The sequence below is a fragment of the Streptomyces sp. DH37 genome (genome assembly GCF_029813835.1).
In the GTDB taxonomy this organism is placed as follows: domain Bacteria; phylum Actinomycetota; class Actinomycetes; order Streptomycetales; family Streptomycetaceae; genus Streptomyces.
In genome coordinates this window covers 69,644-85,067 of the sequence record NZ_JARVKV010000022.1, presented here as the reverse complement: position 1 = coordinate 85,067, position 15,424 = coordinate 69,644, and the positions used below count along the sequence as shown (strand labels likewise).

At 68.6% G+C, this 15,424-nt stretch carries 14 protein-coding genes and 3 pseudogenes; 7 read left to right on the top strand and 10 right to left on the bottom strand.

The window, feature by feature from the left end; translation table 11 throughout:
• Positions 1-88: 88 nt before the first annotated feature.
• A pseudogene (locus QC029_RS14010) lies at positions 89-1,278 on the bottom strand (IS110 family transposase).
• 147 nt (positions 1,279-1,425) lie between these two features.
• Between QC029_RS14010 and QC029_RS31105 the strand changes: the two are divergent.
• Positions 1,426-2,176, top strand: a pseudogene (locus QC029_RS31105) (transposase family protein); the annotation flags it as partial.
• 757 nt (positions 2,177-2,933) lie between these two features.
• Complete coding sequence (locus QC029_RS13995) at positions 2,934-3,740, top strand: transposase (protein WP_279555957.1); 807 nt, start codon at positions 2,934-2,936, stop codon at positions 3,738-3,740.
• Between the two features lie 51 nt (positions 3,741-3,791).
• Here the strand turns inward: QC029_RS13995 and QC029_RS13990 are convergent, their stop codons facing one another.
• From QC029_RS13990 to QC029_RS13980, 3 genes are all read right to left on the bottom strand, one after another.
• A complete protein-coding gene (locus QC029_RS13990; protein WP_279555956.1) occupies positions 3,792-3,995 on the bottom strand; it encodes a hypothetical protein in 204 nt (67 codons plus the stop codon).
• A gap of 85 nt (positions 3,996-4,080) precedes the next feature.
• The gene (locus QC029_RS13985; protein WP_279555955.1) at positions 4,081-4,914 is read right to left on the bottom strand and encodes a transposase family protein; all 834 of its coding nucleotides are present in this window, start codon (positions 4,912-4,914) and stop codon (positions 4,081-4,083) included.
• Positions 4,915-4,941: 27 nt separating this feature from the next.
• Entirely contained in the window at positions 4,942-5,424 is a 483-nt protein-coding gene (locus tag QC029_RS13980) for a hypothetical protein (protein ID WP_279555954.1), read from the bottom strand.
• 89 nt (positions 5,425-5,513) lie between these two features.
• Here QC029_RS13980 and QC029_RS13975 point away from each other — a divergent pair, with 89 nt between their 5' ends.
• Positions 5,514-5,771, top strand: coding sequence for a transposase (locus tag QC029_RS13975; RefSeq protein ID WP_279555953.1), 258 nt, complete (start codon positions 5,514-5,516; stop codon positions 5,769-5,771).
• 84 nt (positions 5,772-5,855) lie between these two features.
• On the opposite strand, the gene QC029_RS13970 is transcribed toward QC029_RS13975, so the two are convergent.
• Positions 5,856-6,506, bottom strand: a complete 651-nt coding sequence (locus QC029_RS13970) for a TetR family transcriptional regulator (RefSeq protein ID WP_279555952.1) — start codon at positions 6,504-6,506, stop codon at positions 5,856-5,858.
• A gap of 189 nt (positions 6,507-6,695) precedes the next feature.
• Between QC029_RS13970 and QC029_RS13965 the strand changes: the two genes are divergently transcribed.
• The 4 genes from QC029_RS13965 (at position 6,696) to QC029_RS13950 (ending at position 11,546) form a co-directional block, all read left to right on the top strand.
• Positions 6,696-8,096 (top strand): NAD(P)/FAD-dependent oxidoreductase, encoded by a 1,401-nt coding sequence (locus QC029_RS13965; protein WP_279555951.1) that lies wholly within the window; start codon positions 6,696-6,698, stop codon positions 8,094-8,096.
• A gap of 103 nt (positions 8,097-8,199) precedes the next feature.
• Complete coding sequence (locus tag QC029_RS13960) at positions 8,200-8,508, top strand: hypothetical protein (RefSeq protein ID WP_279555950.1); 309 nt, start codon at positions 8,200-8,202, stop codon at positions 8,506-8,508.
• Complete coding sequence (locus tag QC029_RS13955; RefSeq protein ID WP_279555949.1) at positions 8,505-10,052, top strand: APC family permease; 1,548 nt, start codon at positions 8,505-8,507, stop codon at positions 10,050-10,052. The genes QC029_RS13960 and QC029_RS13955 overlap by 4 nt, the downstream gene beginning before the upstream one ends.
• 63 nt (positions 10,053-10,115) lie before the next feature.
• Positions 10,116-11,546 (top strand): gamma-aminobutyraldehyde dehydrogenase, encoded by a 1,431-nt coding sequence (locus QC029_RS13950; protein ID WP_279555948.1) that lies wholly within the window; start codon positions 10,116-10,118, stop codon positions 11,544-11,546.
• A 137-nt stretch (positions 11,547-11,683) separates the two neighbouring features.
• On the opposite strand, the pseudogene QC029_RS13945 reads toward QC029_RS13950, so the two are convergent.
• The 5 genes and pseudogenes from QC029_RS13945 to QC029_RS13925 form a co-directional block, all read right to left on the bottom strand.
• Positions 11,684-11,854, bottom strand: a pseudogene (locus tag QC029_RS13945) (transposase); the annotation flags it as partial.
• A gap of 110 nt (positions 11,855-11,964) precedes the next feature.
• The gene (locus tag QC029_RS13940; RefSeq protein ID WP_279555947.1) at positions 11,965-12,507 is read right to left on the bottom strand and encodes a class I SAM-dependent methyltransferase; all 543 of its coding nucleotides are present in this window, start codon (positions 12,505-12,507) and stop codon (positions 11,965-11,967) included.
• Between the two features lie 202 nt (positions 12,508-12,709).
• Positions 12,710-13,069 carry a hypothetical protein gene (locus QC029_RS13935; RefSeq protein ID WP_279555946.1) on the bottom strand — a complete coding sequence of 120 codons (360 nt, stop codon included), beginning with the start codon at positions 13,067-13,069 and terminating at the stop codon, positions 12,710-12,712.
• Between the two features lie 926 nt (positions 13,070-13,995).
• The gene (locus tag QC029_RS13930) at positions 13,996-14,307 is read right to left on the bottom strand and encodes a hypothetical protein (protein ID WP_279555945.1); all 312 of its coding nucleotides are present in this window, start codon (positions 14,305-14,307) and stop codon (positions 13,996-13,998) included.
• A 308-nt stretch (positions 14,308-14,615) separates the two neighbouring features.
• Positions 14,616-15,074, bottom strand: coding sequence for a hypothetical protein (locus QC029_RS13925; protein WP_279555944.1), 459 nt, complete (start codon positions 15,072-15,074; stop codon positions 14,616-14,618).
• Between the last annotated feature and the right edge of the window lie 350 nt (positions 15,075-15,424).

Genomic DNA, 15,424 nt, shown 5'->3' with positions numbered 1-15,424 from the left:
GGCGGGCTCGGCGGAAGGCCGAGCCCGCCACGCCGTGATCTGGAAAGCCCAGGCCCCCCGCCGGCACAGTGATTCCCCATGCTGTTTGTCAAGCTGCGATGACGGTGGGCGGCACGGCTTCGTAGGTGCGTCCATCGCGCGGGAGGGCCCAGAGCACGTTGACCCGGCGGTGGGCCAGAGCGAGGACGGCCTGGATGTGGCGCTTTCCTTCGGCTCGCTTGCGTTCGTAAAACCGGCGGGAGTCCTCGCAGTGACGGATGCTGAACAACGCAGAGATGCAGAAGACCCGTTGGAGTCGGCGGTTGTAGCGTCGTGGACGGCGAAGGTTGCCGCTGATCTTCCCGGGGTCACGGGGAACGGGAGCAACGCCGCCGAAGCCGGCGAGGCGGTCAGAAGTGCCGAAGAGACTCATGTCGCCGCCGGTCGCGGCCAGGAACTCGGCACCGAGGATCACGCCCAGGCCAGGCATGCTGATGATCACTTCGAAGTCCCGATGCTCGCGAAACCGGGCCTCGATGGCCTTGTCGAGCTCGGCAACCTGCTGGTTGAGGACCATCACTTCCCGCGCGAGCGTGTGCACCATCTGGGCGATCATTTTCTCGCCGGGCAGGCTCGTGTGCTGGCGTCCGGCGGCTTCCAGAGCTGTCTCGGCGAGCCGGTCAGCGCGGAGGACCTTGCGGTTTCGCAGCCAGGTCTCGAGCCGCTTCTTGCCCGTCCGGCGGAGAGAAGCCAGGGTCTGGTAGCCGGTCAGCAGCACGAGCGGGCCGGTACCGGTGAGGTCCAAGGCCCGCTCCAGGCCGGGGAAGACACCGGTGAGCCGGGCGCGGAGCCGGTTGACGGTGCGGGTGCGGTCGGCGACCAGGTCCGCGCGACGGCCGGTGAGGATTTCGAGGTCGGTGACGGCCTCGTCGCCAGTGCGTAAGGGGCGCAGGTCGTGGCGGATTCGGGCCTGGCCGGCGATGACGGCGGCGTCCTTGGCATCGGTCTTGCCTTCGCCGCGGCAGCCCTCGGAGGCACGGTGAATGGCCCGGCCCGAAATGTAGTGCACCGGCTGGCCGTGGTTGAACAGGATCGTGATGGCCAGGGCGGCCCCGCCGTCGGTCAGGTCGATGCTCCAGGTCACCTCGTCGCCCAGAGTCAGGACGTCGGCGAGGAGTTGGAGGAGTTCGGATTCGTCGTTGGCGACGCGTCGTGACAGCAACGGTGGCCGCTCTCGTTGATCGCGACGCAGTGGTGGTGGGTCTTGCCTGCGTCGATACCGGCCCGGATCGTGGCCATGTGGTGCCTCCGTGAGGGATGGTGTTGATGCCTCCCGACGGACGACCTCGCTGTCGATTCCCTACTCAGCGATCATTCGCAATTCCCAACGAGTTGGTGCGTGACAGTGGGTGAGGCGTCGTGCCAGGCAGGTGGCATGATCCGGGTGTGGCGATCGCGATCAATCGGGCGGTGCCGGCGCATCGGCTGTTCACGGGGATCTCTCGACAGCATCTCGCCTGTCCGGCCGAGGAGTCGGCCGCACCGTGGCAGGCCGGACTTGAGGAGCACCGCCATGCTGCACGAGGAGGAGTCCGGAAGCGGACCGCGGGAGCCAGGGCCCGCCACCAGCTGGTATCCGTCGACCGGCTGGTGGTCACGCTGATCCATCTGCGGCACGACCTGCCGCACTCGGTGCTGGACCTGCTGTTCGGCGTCGACCGCGCCACCATCACCCGCGCGGTCGCAGAGATACGTACGCTCCTGGCGAAGCGGGGATGCGCGGTCCCCGACCGCCCGGCCCGCGCCTTCGGACCCTGACGGACGTGTTCGCCTACGCCCAGGCCGAAGGCGTCGAGCTGCGCCTGGACGCCACCGAGATCCAGGTCCGCAGGCCACCGGCCAACCGCGGCGGACGGCGCGCGTTCGTCTCCGGCAAGAAGAAGCAGAACACCATGAAGGCCACCGTCATCGCCGACCGGCGAGGCCGCACGCTGTGGACCGATGCCCTGCGACCTGGCCGTATGCACGATGCCACGGCCGCCCGCAACGCGGGCATCGCCGTCTGCTTCCAGCACTTCCCGACGCCGAGGTCCTCCTGGACGACGGCTACCTCGGCCTGAGCCGCGACCACCGCGGGCAAGCGATCACCCCGCCCAGAAAGCCCAGGCCGGGAGCACCGCCCGGCACAGTCCAGCAATGAGATCGCTTCATCTTGAACTCGCAGGTCGCGGTACTGGTGTGAGTCCGTGATGCGGTCCTCGTGCTGGCAGGCGGAGTGATCGTTGTCGGGTGATCGTCTGTCACCGCTGGACCTCGCGGTTCGCCAGAACGGACAGGGCTCGTAGCAGCGTGGTGGCGTAATGGGCGTTCATGCGGTTGCCGGCTGCGCACGTGTGTGACGTGCCCCGTCGGACAAGATGGCGCCCGCCCCCGAAGTCGTAGCGGGTCTTCCGCAGATCCCGATGTGCTCAAAACCCGGTGAACCAATTCACGACCGACTTCGTCTAGACGGTTGAGATTCGTAGACGCTGTTATCCGGGTGCGCTCTCACCGTCAAGCTGCAATCCTTCCATAGAGGTAGATATGCCCCTTTCCGTAATCCTGCTCTTCTTTGTCGCAGCCGTCACGCTTTCTGTATACAGGTTTGTGCGGCGCCGACTGACCACCGGCGCGGCGTTGGGAGTGGCGGTTGGCGCTCTGGGGCTCCAGCTCTTCGGTCTTTGGGTCATGGCCGAGCTCACATTCGCCAACATGGGCTGAGCTCGGCTCTGTCGGGGATCTTGGAGTTTTCCGGTGCGTCGCGGCGGCCGGTGGGCATGCTCGGGGTGTTCCTGGAGTCCGTGCGGTTGTCGAGGTGTCCGTAGTCGCTCCCTCCTCGTTCCGGTGAGGAAGTTCCGCCTCTGACCGCGCAGATCGCGCGGGCGGGCAACCCGGGCGGCACGGCGGCGATGTGGGTGAGAGACCGTCTGAACGGGCTCTGGTGTGACGAGGACTTCGCGGACTGGTATCCGCGGGATGGACGTCCAGGCCTCTCGCCCGCCCATCTGGCCACCGTGTACGTGCTGCAGCTCGTACTCGGCCTGTCGGACCGGCAAGCCGCTGAGGCGGTTCGCTGCCGCATCGACTTCAAGTACGCCACGGCCATGGAACTGGACGATCCCGGCTTCCACCACAGCGTGCTGGCCGCTGTACGCGACCTGGCCCGGCTGGAGATGGTCACCGAAGCCGTCCGCGCCGCGCTGGAGGAGGTCGCCGACACCGTCCCGCACCTGCTGGATGAACTGGTCGACAAGGACCGGGGGCGCCGTTACGGCCGTCCGGTCCGCCTCGGGAAGAACCCAGCCAAGTCCAAGACCAGGGTCCTCACCACCGGCAACGACGCCCTCCGACTTCCGAGCACCCTGCTCAAGGGCCGCATCCAGCGGCTGGTGTTCGTCACCCACCGCCGCCCCGGGCCGGGCAAGATCGTCAGTTCGCGCGACGTGTGCCCGGACACCGGACTGGCCCGCCTCTCCTACGGCCAGGCCCGCGCTCTGCCGGATGAGCACACCGCCCCGCGCGGGTCCGGGACCGGCTGGGACCTGCATGAGTACCGCCATTCCGCCCTGACCCACCTCGGCGAGCAGGGCACCTCGCTGCTGATGCTCATGGCGAAGTCGGGCACAAGAAAGCCGGAGTACGTCCGCCGCTGCTTCAAGCCGTCTCCGGAGGCGATCGCCGAGCTCACCAGTCTGCTTGCTCCGGGCAACGGCAGACGTTGAAAAGGGGCCAGGGACTGGGATGACCTCTGTTGGTCAGGAGACCGAGGCGCCCTATTCGGAAGAGGCCATGGTCTGTTGCTTCGCGCCTGCGGACGGCGTGCCCTTGAGCAGGCCGACGCCAATGATCAGGGCGGTCAGCGTGAATCCGGCGGCGGCCAGGAAGGCCACGTGGTATCCGCCGACCAGCGATTTCGCCTCCGTCTTCCCCTCGGCGACGAGGCTGTTCGTGTGCGCGTTGACGAAGGCGCTCAGCACGGTCAGGCCGATTGAACTTGCAGGTTGCGGTATTGGTGTGAGTCCGTGATGTGGTCCTCGTGCTGGCAGGCGGAGTGATCGTCTGTCACCGCTGGACCTCGCGGTTCGCCAGAACGAGCAGGGCTCGTAGCAGCGCGGTGGCGTAATGTGCGCTCATGCGAACTTTGACCAGAATACGCCAGGTCTTCAGGTTCGCGAAGCCGTGCTCGATGGCGGCGCGTTCGCGGCTGATCAGCCGGTTCGCCTCCTTCTCGGCGTCGGTGAGGCGGTGGGAGCGGGTCGCCTTGCGGCCGGTGATGATGACCGGAGCATCGTTGGGGTCGTCGTCGAGGCCGACGAAGCCGAGGTCGGCCAGGGCGCCGAGGCCAGCCTCGCGCAGATGCCTGGTGATGTGGTCGTGGCGAGCAGCGGTGGTCTCGCTGGCCCGGCCGGGGCGGGCGGAGGAGATCCAGATCAGGTTGCCCTTCTCATCGGTCAGCGCGAGGAAGAGCAGGCCATGGGCCTTGTGTTTCCCGCTGTAGTTCCTGCGGTTGTCCGCCCCGGTGCGGCGGCGGGTGCGCACGAGGGTGCCGTCCAGCAGGACCACCACGCCACCCCGCCGGGCGATCTTTTTCAGGGCGCGGTCCAGACGCGGGGCACGGGCAGCAAGCAGCCCGAGGACTTCCAGGATCCAGCGGCGCACGGTGGAGGCGGAGACGGCGTTGCCGCCGGCCATGTCGACAAGCCGCTGGTCGTGACGGAGCACGGCGAGCACGACGATCGCCTGGGTCCCCGGGGCGACCTTGCGCCAGCGGGTGCCGAGCTGCTTGCGCCGCCCGCGTATCAGGCTGGCGACGAGTTCGATGGTCCGCTTCGACACGGGGAGCCGAACCTGGTAGACAGCATCGCGAGTGCCCTCGGCGAGGCGGTGAGTCTTCACACGCGAACCAACTCCCGCCGGGGGCCCTCACGTTACGGCGAGAACCGGCCGGTCAGCGCGGCAGATAGCGCCCTGATCGGTCCGCTTCAGCCAGCCCCGGTCGGCGAGTTTGCGCAGCTGGCCGCGGACCGGCTCGACCTTGCCCGGTGTGAGTTCCCGGCCCAGTGCCATCGCGACGTCCTTGGCCATCACCGGACCGTCCGCCCCGGCCACGATCTCCATGATCCGCCGGTACTCCGAGGTCAGGGCCTCCAGCCCCATCCCCTCGACACGGTCCGGCACCAATCGCATCCCGCCCGTACCCGGACCAGCCGCGACGCGCTCCGAATCCACGATGCCCGACGGCCGCCGTCCCCCGTCGGTCGCCTCGGCCCACTGACCGAACACCACCTCGGCAGCCTCCAGCCGGCCCAGCTCGGCGTCAATCTCCGCCAGCTCTTTGCGCAGCAGCTCGGCACGCTCAGTCAGTCGCATCCGCTGCTCGATCGTCCACGTCAGCACGTCCACCATGCGCCTCCCCCACTGCGGAACCTACGAGACGCCTCCGGCGGACCACCCCGGAACCCGCGAACCGGCCCGTGGCAGACGATCACCTGCTAATGATCACGTCCGAGACCAGCACGAGCGCGTCAACCCCCACCCACACCAGCGGCCCGACCTGCGAGTTCAAGATGAAACGATCTCAATGGGAACGCGAGCGCCCCTGGCACTCCTCAGACCGCATCACCGTCGAGCACGCCCTCGCCGATCACAAGCGCTGGAAGCAGCTGACGCGCTGGGCACACCGGCGCGACCGCCTGCCCGACACCTACCGCGCCATCGCCGGCCTCGTCTCCGGCCGCACCACCACCATCTGAGAGCAGGCCACGACGAGGCTGAACACGCCTCACCCACTAACTCGTAAGGACGACCGGCCGGCGTCGTCCGCCCCGTGGGCCTCGTCACCCTCCGAGGGCCTTCAGCCGGTCTCGCAGCCCGGCCAGCACCGTGGCGAGCCCGAGGTCGAAGGCGGCTCTGGCCGCATCACGTCCCACCCGGGCACCGACGACCTCCGCCAGTACGGGGGCCTGGTCACTCGGAACGTCGAAAATGTCATCGGGCGCGGTCACGTCCAGGGCGGAGCCGAGAACGAAGGACTCGACCGCCACGACGACGTCCATGACCTGGTCGTCCGGCCAGCCTCCGGCGCGCAGTCCGGCGGCGACCCTCTCGTACATGGCGACCGTGTGCGGGGAGCCGGCGATCGGTGTCACCGCGATGACCGGGACAAGCGGTGAGTGCCGCGCATACGCATCGCGATAGGAGCGGGCCCACGACTCCAGGGCGACATCCCAGGGCCGCACACCGAAGTCGGAGCAGTCGATCTCCATGTTGACGTGGTCCTGTATCCACAGCAGCAGCTGGCGCTTCGATTTCACGTGGTTGTAGAGAGCGGACGGCGCCACTTCCAGCCGCCGTGCGAGGGCCGACATCGTGAGCGCCGCGTACCCCCGGAGATTGATCAGCTCCACCGCCGCCTGGGTGATCTTCTCCTGCGACAGCAGAGGCGTCGTGGGGCGCCCGCGGCGGCGTGGCTGTTCAGCAGGTGTCACGGCGTCCACCATCTCATGAGCCCGTTCCGACGATCTTCCCGGACCGGAGACGGTCCCATCCGTCCCTTTCCTCCTCCAGCAGGGGCGCCGCTTGCCCGGCCGGAGGATTTCTCGTTCCAGGCTATTGACGTGGCGCTCCCCGCCCAGGCTAAATGATCGCTATTCATATTTCCTCGCGGGAGAAGCACCATGCACAGCCCTCAACCCACCTCCCCTACCCTCGATCGCGATGTCGTCGTCGTCGGCGCCGGACCGGCCGGCTTGATGGCCGCCCGTCGCCTCAGCAAGGCCGGCGTCAGCGTCGCCGTTCTGGAAGCCCGCGACCGAGTCGGTGGGCGCACGTGGAGCGACACCGTCGACGGCGCCTGGCTGGAGATCGGCGGCCAGTGGGTTTCACCCGACCAGACCGAGCTCCTCACCCTGCTCGACGAACTCGGCATGGAGACCTACCAGCGTCACCGGGACGGTGACTCGGTCTACATCTCTCCGGACGGCACCCGCACCCGCTACAGGGGAGACCGCTTCCCCGTCGGCGAACGCACTGCCGCCGAGATGGAGCGCCTCGTCCAGACCCTCGACGCGCTCGCCGCCGAGATCGGCGCCACGGAGCCGTGGGCCCACCCCAAAGCCCGCGAACTCGACACGATCTCCTTCCACCACTGGCTGCGCGAGCAGTCGGACGACGAAGAGGCGTGCCAGAACGTCGGTCTTTTCATCGCCGGCGGGATGCTCACCAAGCCCGCGCACGCCTTCTCCGCGCTCCAGGCGATCCTGATGGCGGCCTCCGCCGGCTCCTTCTCCAACCTCGTCGACGAGGACTTCATCCTCGACCGGCGAGTGGTCGGCGGCATGCAAGCGGTCAGTCAGGCCATGGCCTCCGCGCTGGGGGACGACGTCCACCTGTCCACCCCGGTCCGGACGGTGCGCTGGGACGACGCGGGAGTCACCGTCGTCTCCGATCGCGTCACCGTACGGGCGCGGAAGGTCATCATGGCGGTACCGCCGAACCTGTACACCCGGGTCTCCTACGAACCGCCGCTGCCGCGCCGCCAGCACCAGCTCCACCAGCACTTCTCGCTCGGTCTGGTGATCAAGGTGCACGCGGTGTACGAAACGCCCTTCTGGCGCGAGGACGGCCTGTCCGGAACCGGGTTCGGTGCCGGGGAGCTGGTCCAGGAGGTGTACGACAACACCAACCACGGCGACACCCGCGGGACCCTGGTCGCCTTCGTCTCCGACGAGAAGGCCGACGCCGTCTTCGCGCTGCCGGCCGAGGAGCGCCGCCGCCGCATCCTCGCCTCCATCGCCTCCTACCTCGGTGACCGGGCGCTCGAGCCGGTGGTCTACTACGAGTCTGACTGGGGCAGCGAGGAGTGGACCCGGGGCGCCTACGCCGCGAGCTTCGACCTCGGCGGCCTCACCCGGTACGGTGCCGACCAGCGGGCCCCCGTCGGCCCGATCCACTGGGCCAGCTCCGACCTGGCCGCCGAGGGCTACCAGCACGTCGAGGGCGCGCTCCGGATGGGCCGCGTCACCGCCGAGGAACTGCTCGACGAGTTCGCGGGCACCTCCCGGGGCGAGGCGTCATGAGCGCCCGCATCGCGCCGTCGCGTACGGCGGCGACGAGCGGAGCGAGGCGGCACTGCGTCCGGGAGCAGACCTCGCGCAGTCACCGGGGGCGGCGCTCGGCATCGTGCTCGTGGTCCGCTCCGACACTCCTATCGGCGCGGAGGAGTCCGCGCGACAGCGCACCGCGGAGCTGACAACAGCCGCCGCGGAGGGCTTCACCGAAGGCAAGGCCGGTGCCGGGACCGGGCAGGGCCAGGCCGCGAAACAAGCCGTCGAGCCGATCGCCCGGGAACCGCGCGGCATTCCGCTGCCCGGTTCCTCCCGCCTCGCGCCGGACCGGCGCACTTCTCCCGAAACCACAGCAACCAGAATCCTCCGGCACCTTCCCCTTCCCACGGTGGTCGTGCCGCACACGGATGGAGAACAGCGATGACCACTCCCGTCGCGGGCACCGCCACCTCCGGCGACAACGACAACGACAGCGACAGAGGCAGCGACAAAGGCCTGGCCACAGGGCGCGTCGGGCTGCTGGGCGCAGTCGTCATCGGAGTCTCCTGCATCGCCCCGGCCTACACGCTCTCGGGCGCGCTCGGCCCGTCCGCGGCCGTCGTGGGGAAGCAACTCCCGGCGATCTTCCTCGTCGGCTTCATACCGATGCTCCTGGTCGCCATCGGCTACCGCGAGCTGAACCGGGCGATGCCGGATGCCGGCACCACCTTCACCTGGGCGTCCCGCGCCTTCGGCCCGTGGGTGGGCTGGATGGGCGGCTGGGGCCTGCTGGCCGCGACCATCCTGGTGCTCTCGAACTTGGCGGGCATCGCGGTCGACTTCTTCTACCTGCTCCTCGCCCAGATCACGGACAACGACGGGCTGGCCGACCTCACCCGCAATGTGCCGGTCAACGTCGCCACCTGCCTGGTGTTCATGGCGCTGGCCTGCTGGGTCTCCTACCGCGGGCTCGAGGCGACCAAGGCCGTCCAGTACGTCCTGGTCACCTTCCAGATCATCGTCCTCGTCTGGTTCTCCGTCGCCGCGTTCGACCACGTGAACGACGGGACGGCCTTCGACGCCTCCTCGATAAGCGCGGAGTGGTTCAACCCGTTCGCGGTCGACTCCTTCTCGTCCTTCGTCGCCGGCATCTCCCTCTCCGTCTTCATCTACTGGGGCTGGGACGTCGTCCTCACCATCAACGAGGAGACCAAGGGATCCTCCACCACCCCGGGACGCGCGGCCGTGACCACGATCCTGGTCATCCTCGTCCTGTACATGACGGTCGCGCTGGGCGTGCTCAGCTACTCCGGCATCTCCGACGGCGCGCACGGACTCGGAAACGAAGACATCCAGGAGAACGTCTTCGCGGCGTTGGCCGGGCCGGTGATGGGACCGACCGCGATTCTGATGTCCCTGGCCGTGCTCTCCTCCTCGACCGCCTCCCTGCAGTCGACGTTCATGTCCCCGGCGCGCACCATGCTCGCCATGGGCCACTACGGCGCTCTGCCGCCGGCCTACGCGCGCATCACGCCGCGGTTCCAGTCCCCGGGGTACGCCACGATCGCGGCCGCGCTCGTGGCATCGGCCTTCTACGCCGTCATGCGGGTGCTGTCCGAGGACGTGCTGTGGGACACCATCACGGCACTCGGCATGATGGTCTGCTTCTACTACGGCATCACGGCACTCGCCTGCGTGTGGTATTTCCGCAAGGAGCTCGGCCGCGGCCTCAGGGCCTTCCTCATGAAGGGACTGCTGCCCGGCATCGGCGGCATCCTGCTCCTGTTCTTCTTCGTCCAGACCTGTTACGACTCGATGGACCCCTCCTACGGCTCGGGGTCGCAGATCGGCGGAGTCGGCCTGGTATTCGTCCTCGGGGTCACGGTGCTGCTGCTGGGCGTCGTCGTGACGATCGTGCAGCGGCTCCGACGGCCTGAGTACTTCCGCGGTGAGACCCTCCCGCGCAGCGACTCGACCATGGCCCCTTGATGAAGAACTGCCCCTGTTCAGGGGGATTTACGTGTATACCGTTCGAGGATGAGGAGGGGTGCAGTGAATGAAGGACTGCGCCGACTGCGCAACTACATCGCCGGGGAGTTCCGGGACGCGGCCGACGGCCAGACGACTGAGGTGGTCGATCCCGCCACCGGTGAGGTCTATGCCACCGCTCCGCTGTCCCGTGAGGCGGACGTCGACGCGGCGATGGAGGCCGCGCGGGCGGCGTTTCCGGGGTGGCGGGACAGTACTCCCGCCGCACGGCAGCTCGCCCTGCTGAAGATCGCCGACGCTCTCGAGGCGCGGGGGGAGGAACTGCTGGACGCGGAGTGCCGGGACACCGGGAAGCCGCGGGAGCTGACCGCCTCGGAGGAGTTGCCGGTGATGCTCGACCAGATCCGCTTCTTCGCGGGCGCCGCCCGCCTGCTGGAGGGCAAGTCCGCCGGCGAGTACATGGAGGGCATGACGTCCTTCGTCCGGCGCGAGCCGGTCGGCGTCTGCGCCCAGGTCGCGCCGTGGAACTACCCGATGATGATGGCCGTGTGGAAGTTCGCCCCGGCGCTGGCCGCGGGCAACACCGTCGTCCTCAAGCCGTCGGACACCACCCCGGCCTCCACCGTGCTGCTCGCCGAGATCATCGGGGACGTGCTGCCCAGGGGTGTTTTCAATGTCGTGTGCGGCGACCGGGACACGGGGCGTCTGATGGTGGAGCATCCGGTTCCGGCGATGGCGTCGATCACCGGGTCTGTGCGGGCGGGTATGGAGGTGGCCGGGAGCGCGGCCAAGGACCTCAAGCGGGTTCACCTGGAGCTGGGCGGGAAGGCGCCGGTCGTGGTGTTCGAGGACGCGGACCTCGGCAAGGCGGTCGAGGACATCGCTGTCGCCGGCTACTTCAACGCCGGGCAGGACTGTACCGCCGCCACGCGTGTCCTCGTACACGAGTCGGTGCACGACGAGTTCGTCGCGGCGCTGGCCAAGGCCGCGGTGGAGACCAGGACCGGGCCCGGTGAGGAGGACGCCCTGTACGGGCCGCTGAACAACGCGGGACAGCTGGAGCGGGTCGCCGGGTTCATCGACCGTCTACCGGCCCATGCCAGGGTGGAGGCCGGTGGGCGGCGGGTCGGTGACAGGGGCTACTTCTACGCGCCGACGGTTGTCTCCGGGCTGCGGCAGGACGACGAGATCATCCAGAACGAGGTCTTCGGCCCCGTGATCACCGTGCAGTCCTTCCGTGACGAGGAGCAGGCCGTCACGTGGGCCAACGGCGTCGAATACGCCCTGGCCTCCTCGGTGTGGACGAAGGACCACGCGCGGGCGATGCGGATGTCGAAGGTGCTGGACTTCGGCTGCGTGTGGATCAACACGCACATCCCGCTGGTCGCCGAGATGCCGCACGGCGGCTTCAAGAAATCCGGCTACGGCAAGGACCTGTCGGCGTACGGCTTCGAGGACTACACGCGGATCAAGCACGTGATGACCGCCCTGTGATCGGGCGGCCCGCGAGACGGGCGGGGCGACCGTGCCACCACGGTCACCCCGCCCGCCCTCCCGGCGCTCGGACCTCGTGCAGGTCTGTCAATCGAGCGGCCCTGTCTCACTTTCAGTAGTGGCGGAGGGTGACGCTGTCCGAGAAGGATGCGATGACGGGGGAGGGCGAAGCCTGCCCGCCCGTACATTTGCCGCGCGATCACCTTGAACTTGGTGTTGACGCCTTCGGTGCCGCCGTTGTGGTAGCGGAGCGTGAAGGCTGCGCCCACGGCCTCACGGCCCCGCTCCAGGCCCCGGGTGAATGCATGGCCGAGCACGGCTGCGCCATCGCCTCCGGTGTGCGGCTGCGGGCCTTGGCCGAGGTTGTCGACCACCTCGGCGCCGACGGCAGGACCGGCGCGGGCCCGGGGGCGGGCGGTCAAGGCCTGCGGTGTACGGAGACGGCGTACTTCCCGCCGGCATAGGGGTCCCGGGACCAGGTCGCGTACCTGGCTTCGAGGACGAGCCCCGCCGCCTGGCAGTGAGCGTCGTAGTCGTCCAGTGTGTAGTCACGGTCCAGGGAGAACCCGGCGACGAGACGCCCGGTCGGCCGGACGTGGCCCGCCGCCCCGGCCACCAGGGCCGGTTCCGTCCCCGGCGGAGTGAACAGGGGGACGTTACCCGCCATCACCACGACGTCGAACGACTGCCCGAGATCGAGTCCCACCAGGTCGCGCCGGTACCAGCGGATCTCCGGCGCCCGGCGCCGGGCGGTGGCGAGCATCGACTCGTCGATGTCCACGCCCACCACGGTGATCCCGTGGCGGGCCAGCTCGATGGCTACCCGCCCGGTGCCGCAGCCCGCGTCGAGGACCGTGGCCGGCGCAAAGGAACGGACCAGTGCCGCTTCTCCGTGGACATCCTCCCCCTCGGCGGCGATACGGTCGAATCGGGCCTGGTACTCGTCACCGTTCCACGTCATGCGATCACCATGACACATCCGCCACCCCGGCCGAGGGCCGGTTTCCGGCGCCTCCGTCAACCACTGCGCGTTTCCCGGATGCGGCCGTCCGGTTCGGGTCGGAGGGTGCCCGGCGGTCGGTGCCGTCATTGCCTGCTTGGGGCTCCGCGGGCACATGACACGGATCCTGGGCCCGACTACCCCTGCCCCCTCGCCATCCGAGTCAGCCCTGCCGGCTGGAGCGAGCCGACATCGACTTGTACGTGAAGCCGGAGCAACCCCTCTCGCCGGGACGGATGGTGACCGATGTCGTCCGCGAGTTCGGCATCAGCTCCGAGAGCCAGCGCGGCTGGGTCAAGAAGGCCCGGGCCGTCGAGGCCGGCGGAAGCACCGCGCCGATCGGTGGGAGCACGGACGAGCGGGATGAAGGGCTGAAGCGGCTACGGAAGCTCACCGCCGCCATCGCCGCGGCCACCGTGGCCTTGCTCACCGGCGGCGCGGTCGCTACGGCCCCGATCGCCGCAGCGGTCGGATCCAGCGCGTGCAACAACGGCATCCGCAACATCCTGGTGACGGCCTTCACCACCGTGCACCTGCGCAACGGGCCGGGCACCGGCTACGCCGGCCTGGACCTGCTGCCGAAAGGCCCGGTTCTACCAGGTGTGCTGGAAGGACAGCGCCTGGTCCTACGGCCAGGCCAAGAGCGGCGCCGACGCGGGCCGCTGGGGATGAGTCCACCTGTCCTACCTACGGGTCATCGCCCCTGGCCACACCCGTCCTGCCAACGCTCCCCATCCGGTCGCGAGCCGCCACCCGAGGCCCCGATGACAGGCCCCATGGCCCTGGGGCCTTGTGCTGCCGGCAGGTTCAGGTCCTGACCGCTGGGCATCTCGCTAAAGGAGGTGCCCTCTCGGGGCGGTGAACACGGGGTTGTGGTGAGAGGAACCATCTCCCGGCCTTCTGCGGGCCCCCTCCGCAGGGAGGAACGACCTCGTCGCCGATCTGCCGTATCGCGCGCCGCTATGAGCTGGAAGCGAAGACTTTTCGGTCTTGCAGGCCCCCGTCCGTCGCCATCGGCTCGCCCGACGCCACCGACTTCGGTGACCTGGACGTGCGGGCCAGGCGACTTGGTGATGTCTAAGTTCTTGCACGGCGACCCCGAGGTGGGCCCAGCCTCCGAGCCGAGGAACCACTGGTGAGTCGTCTGCGCGGACTGCGGTCTGCGGGTCCTCAGGGCGGCAAACTCACACCACTCGTCGGGGCGCTCTTGAGCGGTACCGGGATCGGGGCCGCACAGCTGTCCTGCTCACTTTGATCCTGACCTCCGCCCGTAGTGGAGGAGGGCCAGGTTCACAGGTTGCACCAGTTGTCGCCTTCAAGGGATGAGGCGGGCGCCGACAAACGCTTGCCGCTTGCTGGGTGGGTAGAGGGTGAGACGTGCCGCAGTCCCGTCCCCGGCGGATGGGGACGGGACCGCGGATGCCGCGCCTCAACGGCCTGGGAGTGGGGTCACCGCTCGTCGCGGGCGCGGCTGCCGGACTTGGCCAGGCCGCGGCTGATCATGTAGCCGATGGTGAGGAGAGTGATGTAGAGCCAGGCGCGGTCGGCGGCGAAGTAGTCCCCGTGGCCGTCCTCGGTGCCCACCGCGGCGGAGGCGATCAGCACACCCACGACGGCGGCCAGGTAGGTGAAGAACTCCGTGGTCTTGAACGCCGCCTTGGTCTCGGTACCCGGCCGGTGCACGGCACCGTCGTGCCGGGCAGTGGTGTCCGAGTTCGTGCCGTAGTACGCACCCTGAGCCCCGGAGGTGGTGGTCGCCATGACGCATTCCTTTCGCCGAAATCTGTTGTTTTTCCGTATAATTGATTAACTGTCCGTTCCCTGTTGATCAGCTTTCCGCGGAACCGGAGGGCAAACATCCGCGTTGCCGCGTACTTGGACAGCACCCACGGCAGGCCCCGCCGCACCGGGCGCAACACGGCATGCCGTCGGCCCGGCCCGTGGACCAAGCCGATCCGGAGGCGGTGAAGAGGGGCACCAGGCAGGAGGGGCAATGCAATTGCCCCTTCGTCCAGGGCATCTTGGGCGGAGGTCCCCACCTATCGCGTTGCCAGTGCAGCCGACCGGGGCTATCCGGTCTTCAGCTCGACCTCGCAGTCGAGCGTCTGGGTATACCGGCGCCCGCCTTGCCGGTAGTCGAAGCGGCACTGCCGGATGGTGTCCTCGGGCGGGGCGGTGATCTTCACCTTGGCGGTGTAGAAGATGTCGCTTTCGGTGTGGGCAGCGACCTTCACGGGCTTCGTCGCGTAGTTCTTCAACCGCGCGAAGTCAGGGGTGTGGGGAGAGCCGGCACGCGCCAGGAGGGGGAGGCCTTCGGTGTCGTTCCGGTCGTACGCGGCGTACTCCACGAGTCTGATGCCGTCCGGGATGTGCTCCACGGCGACGTCCGTGATTTCGATCGGCTCGGCGCTGGTGTTGGACGGCACCGGCAGGGCGATCCACCACGTCTCCCCGATCTTGGCGTGCAGATTCCCCACCGCCCCGCTGGACTGCATGCCCTCACGCTCCAGGGCCTTGCCCTCAGCCACCGCTCCCGGGGAGGAGCACCCTGCCGGTACCACCGCACAGAGCAAGACCAGGAAGGCTAGAGGGGCTTGCAGCCTGATAGGAGCAGAAGACACCCGACTTGCCCGAGGCTCTGTCATTTTTTCCCCAGATGTAGTGGCGCCACGCGGTCTTCGTTCCGGTCGTGATCGTGCTGCTGTGCTCGCGGTCGAACTGACTGGATGCTCCCAGGGAGACGCCGTACGCGGCGACCGCACCCGGCCGCTTGATGCTGCGGTTCTTGGCGAGCTGGAAGGCGGTGGCACCTGCGACCACCACCGTCTGAGGCCGCGCCCTCGACGCACCCCGCCCATACGCGGCCGGTCCGGGCCCA

Excerpts from the sequence above, each read along its gene's own strand:
- QC029_RS13930 (WP_279555945.1), bottom strand. The coding sequence starts at position 14,307 with ATGGCGACCACCACCTCCGGGGCTCAGGGTGCGTACTACGGCACGAAC.
- QC029_RS13940 (WP_279555947.1), bottom strand. The coding sequence starts at position 12,507 with ATGACGTGGAACGGTGACGAGTACCAGGCCCGATTCGACCGTATCGCC.
- QC029_RS13965 (WP_279555951.1), top strand. The coding sequence starts at position 6,696 with ATGCACAGCCCTCAACCCACCTCCCCTACCCTCGATCGCGATGTCGTC.
- QC029_RS13975 (WP_279555953.1), top strand. The coding sequence starts at position 5,514 with ATGATCACGTCCGAGACCAGCACGAGCGCGTCAACCCCCACCCACACC.
- QC029_RS13955 (WP_279555949.1), top strand. The coding sequence starts at position 8,505 with ATGACCACTCCCGTCGCGGGCACCGCCACCTCCGGCGACAACGACAAC.
- QC029_RS13980 (WP_279555954.1), bottom strand. The coding sequence starts at position 5,424 with ATGGTGGACGTGCTGACGTGGACGATCGAGCAGCGGATGCGACTGACT.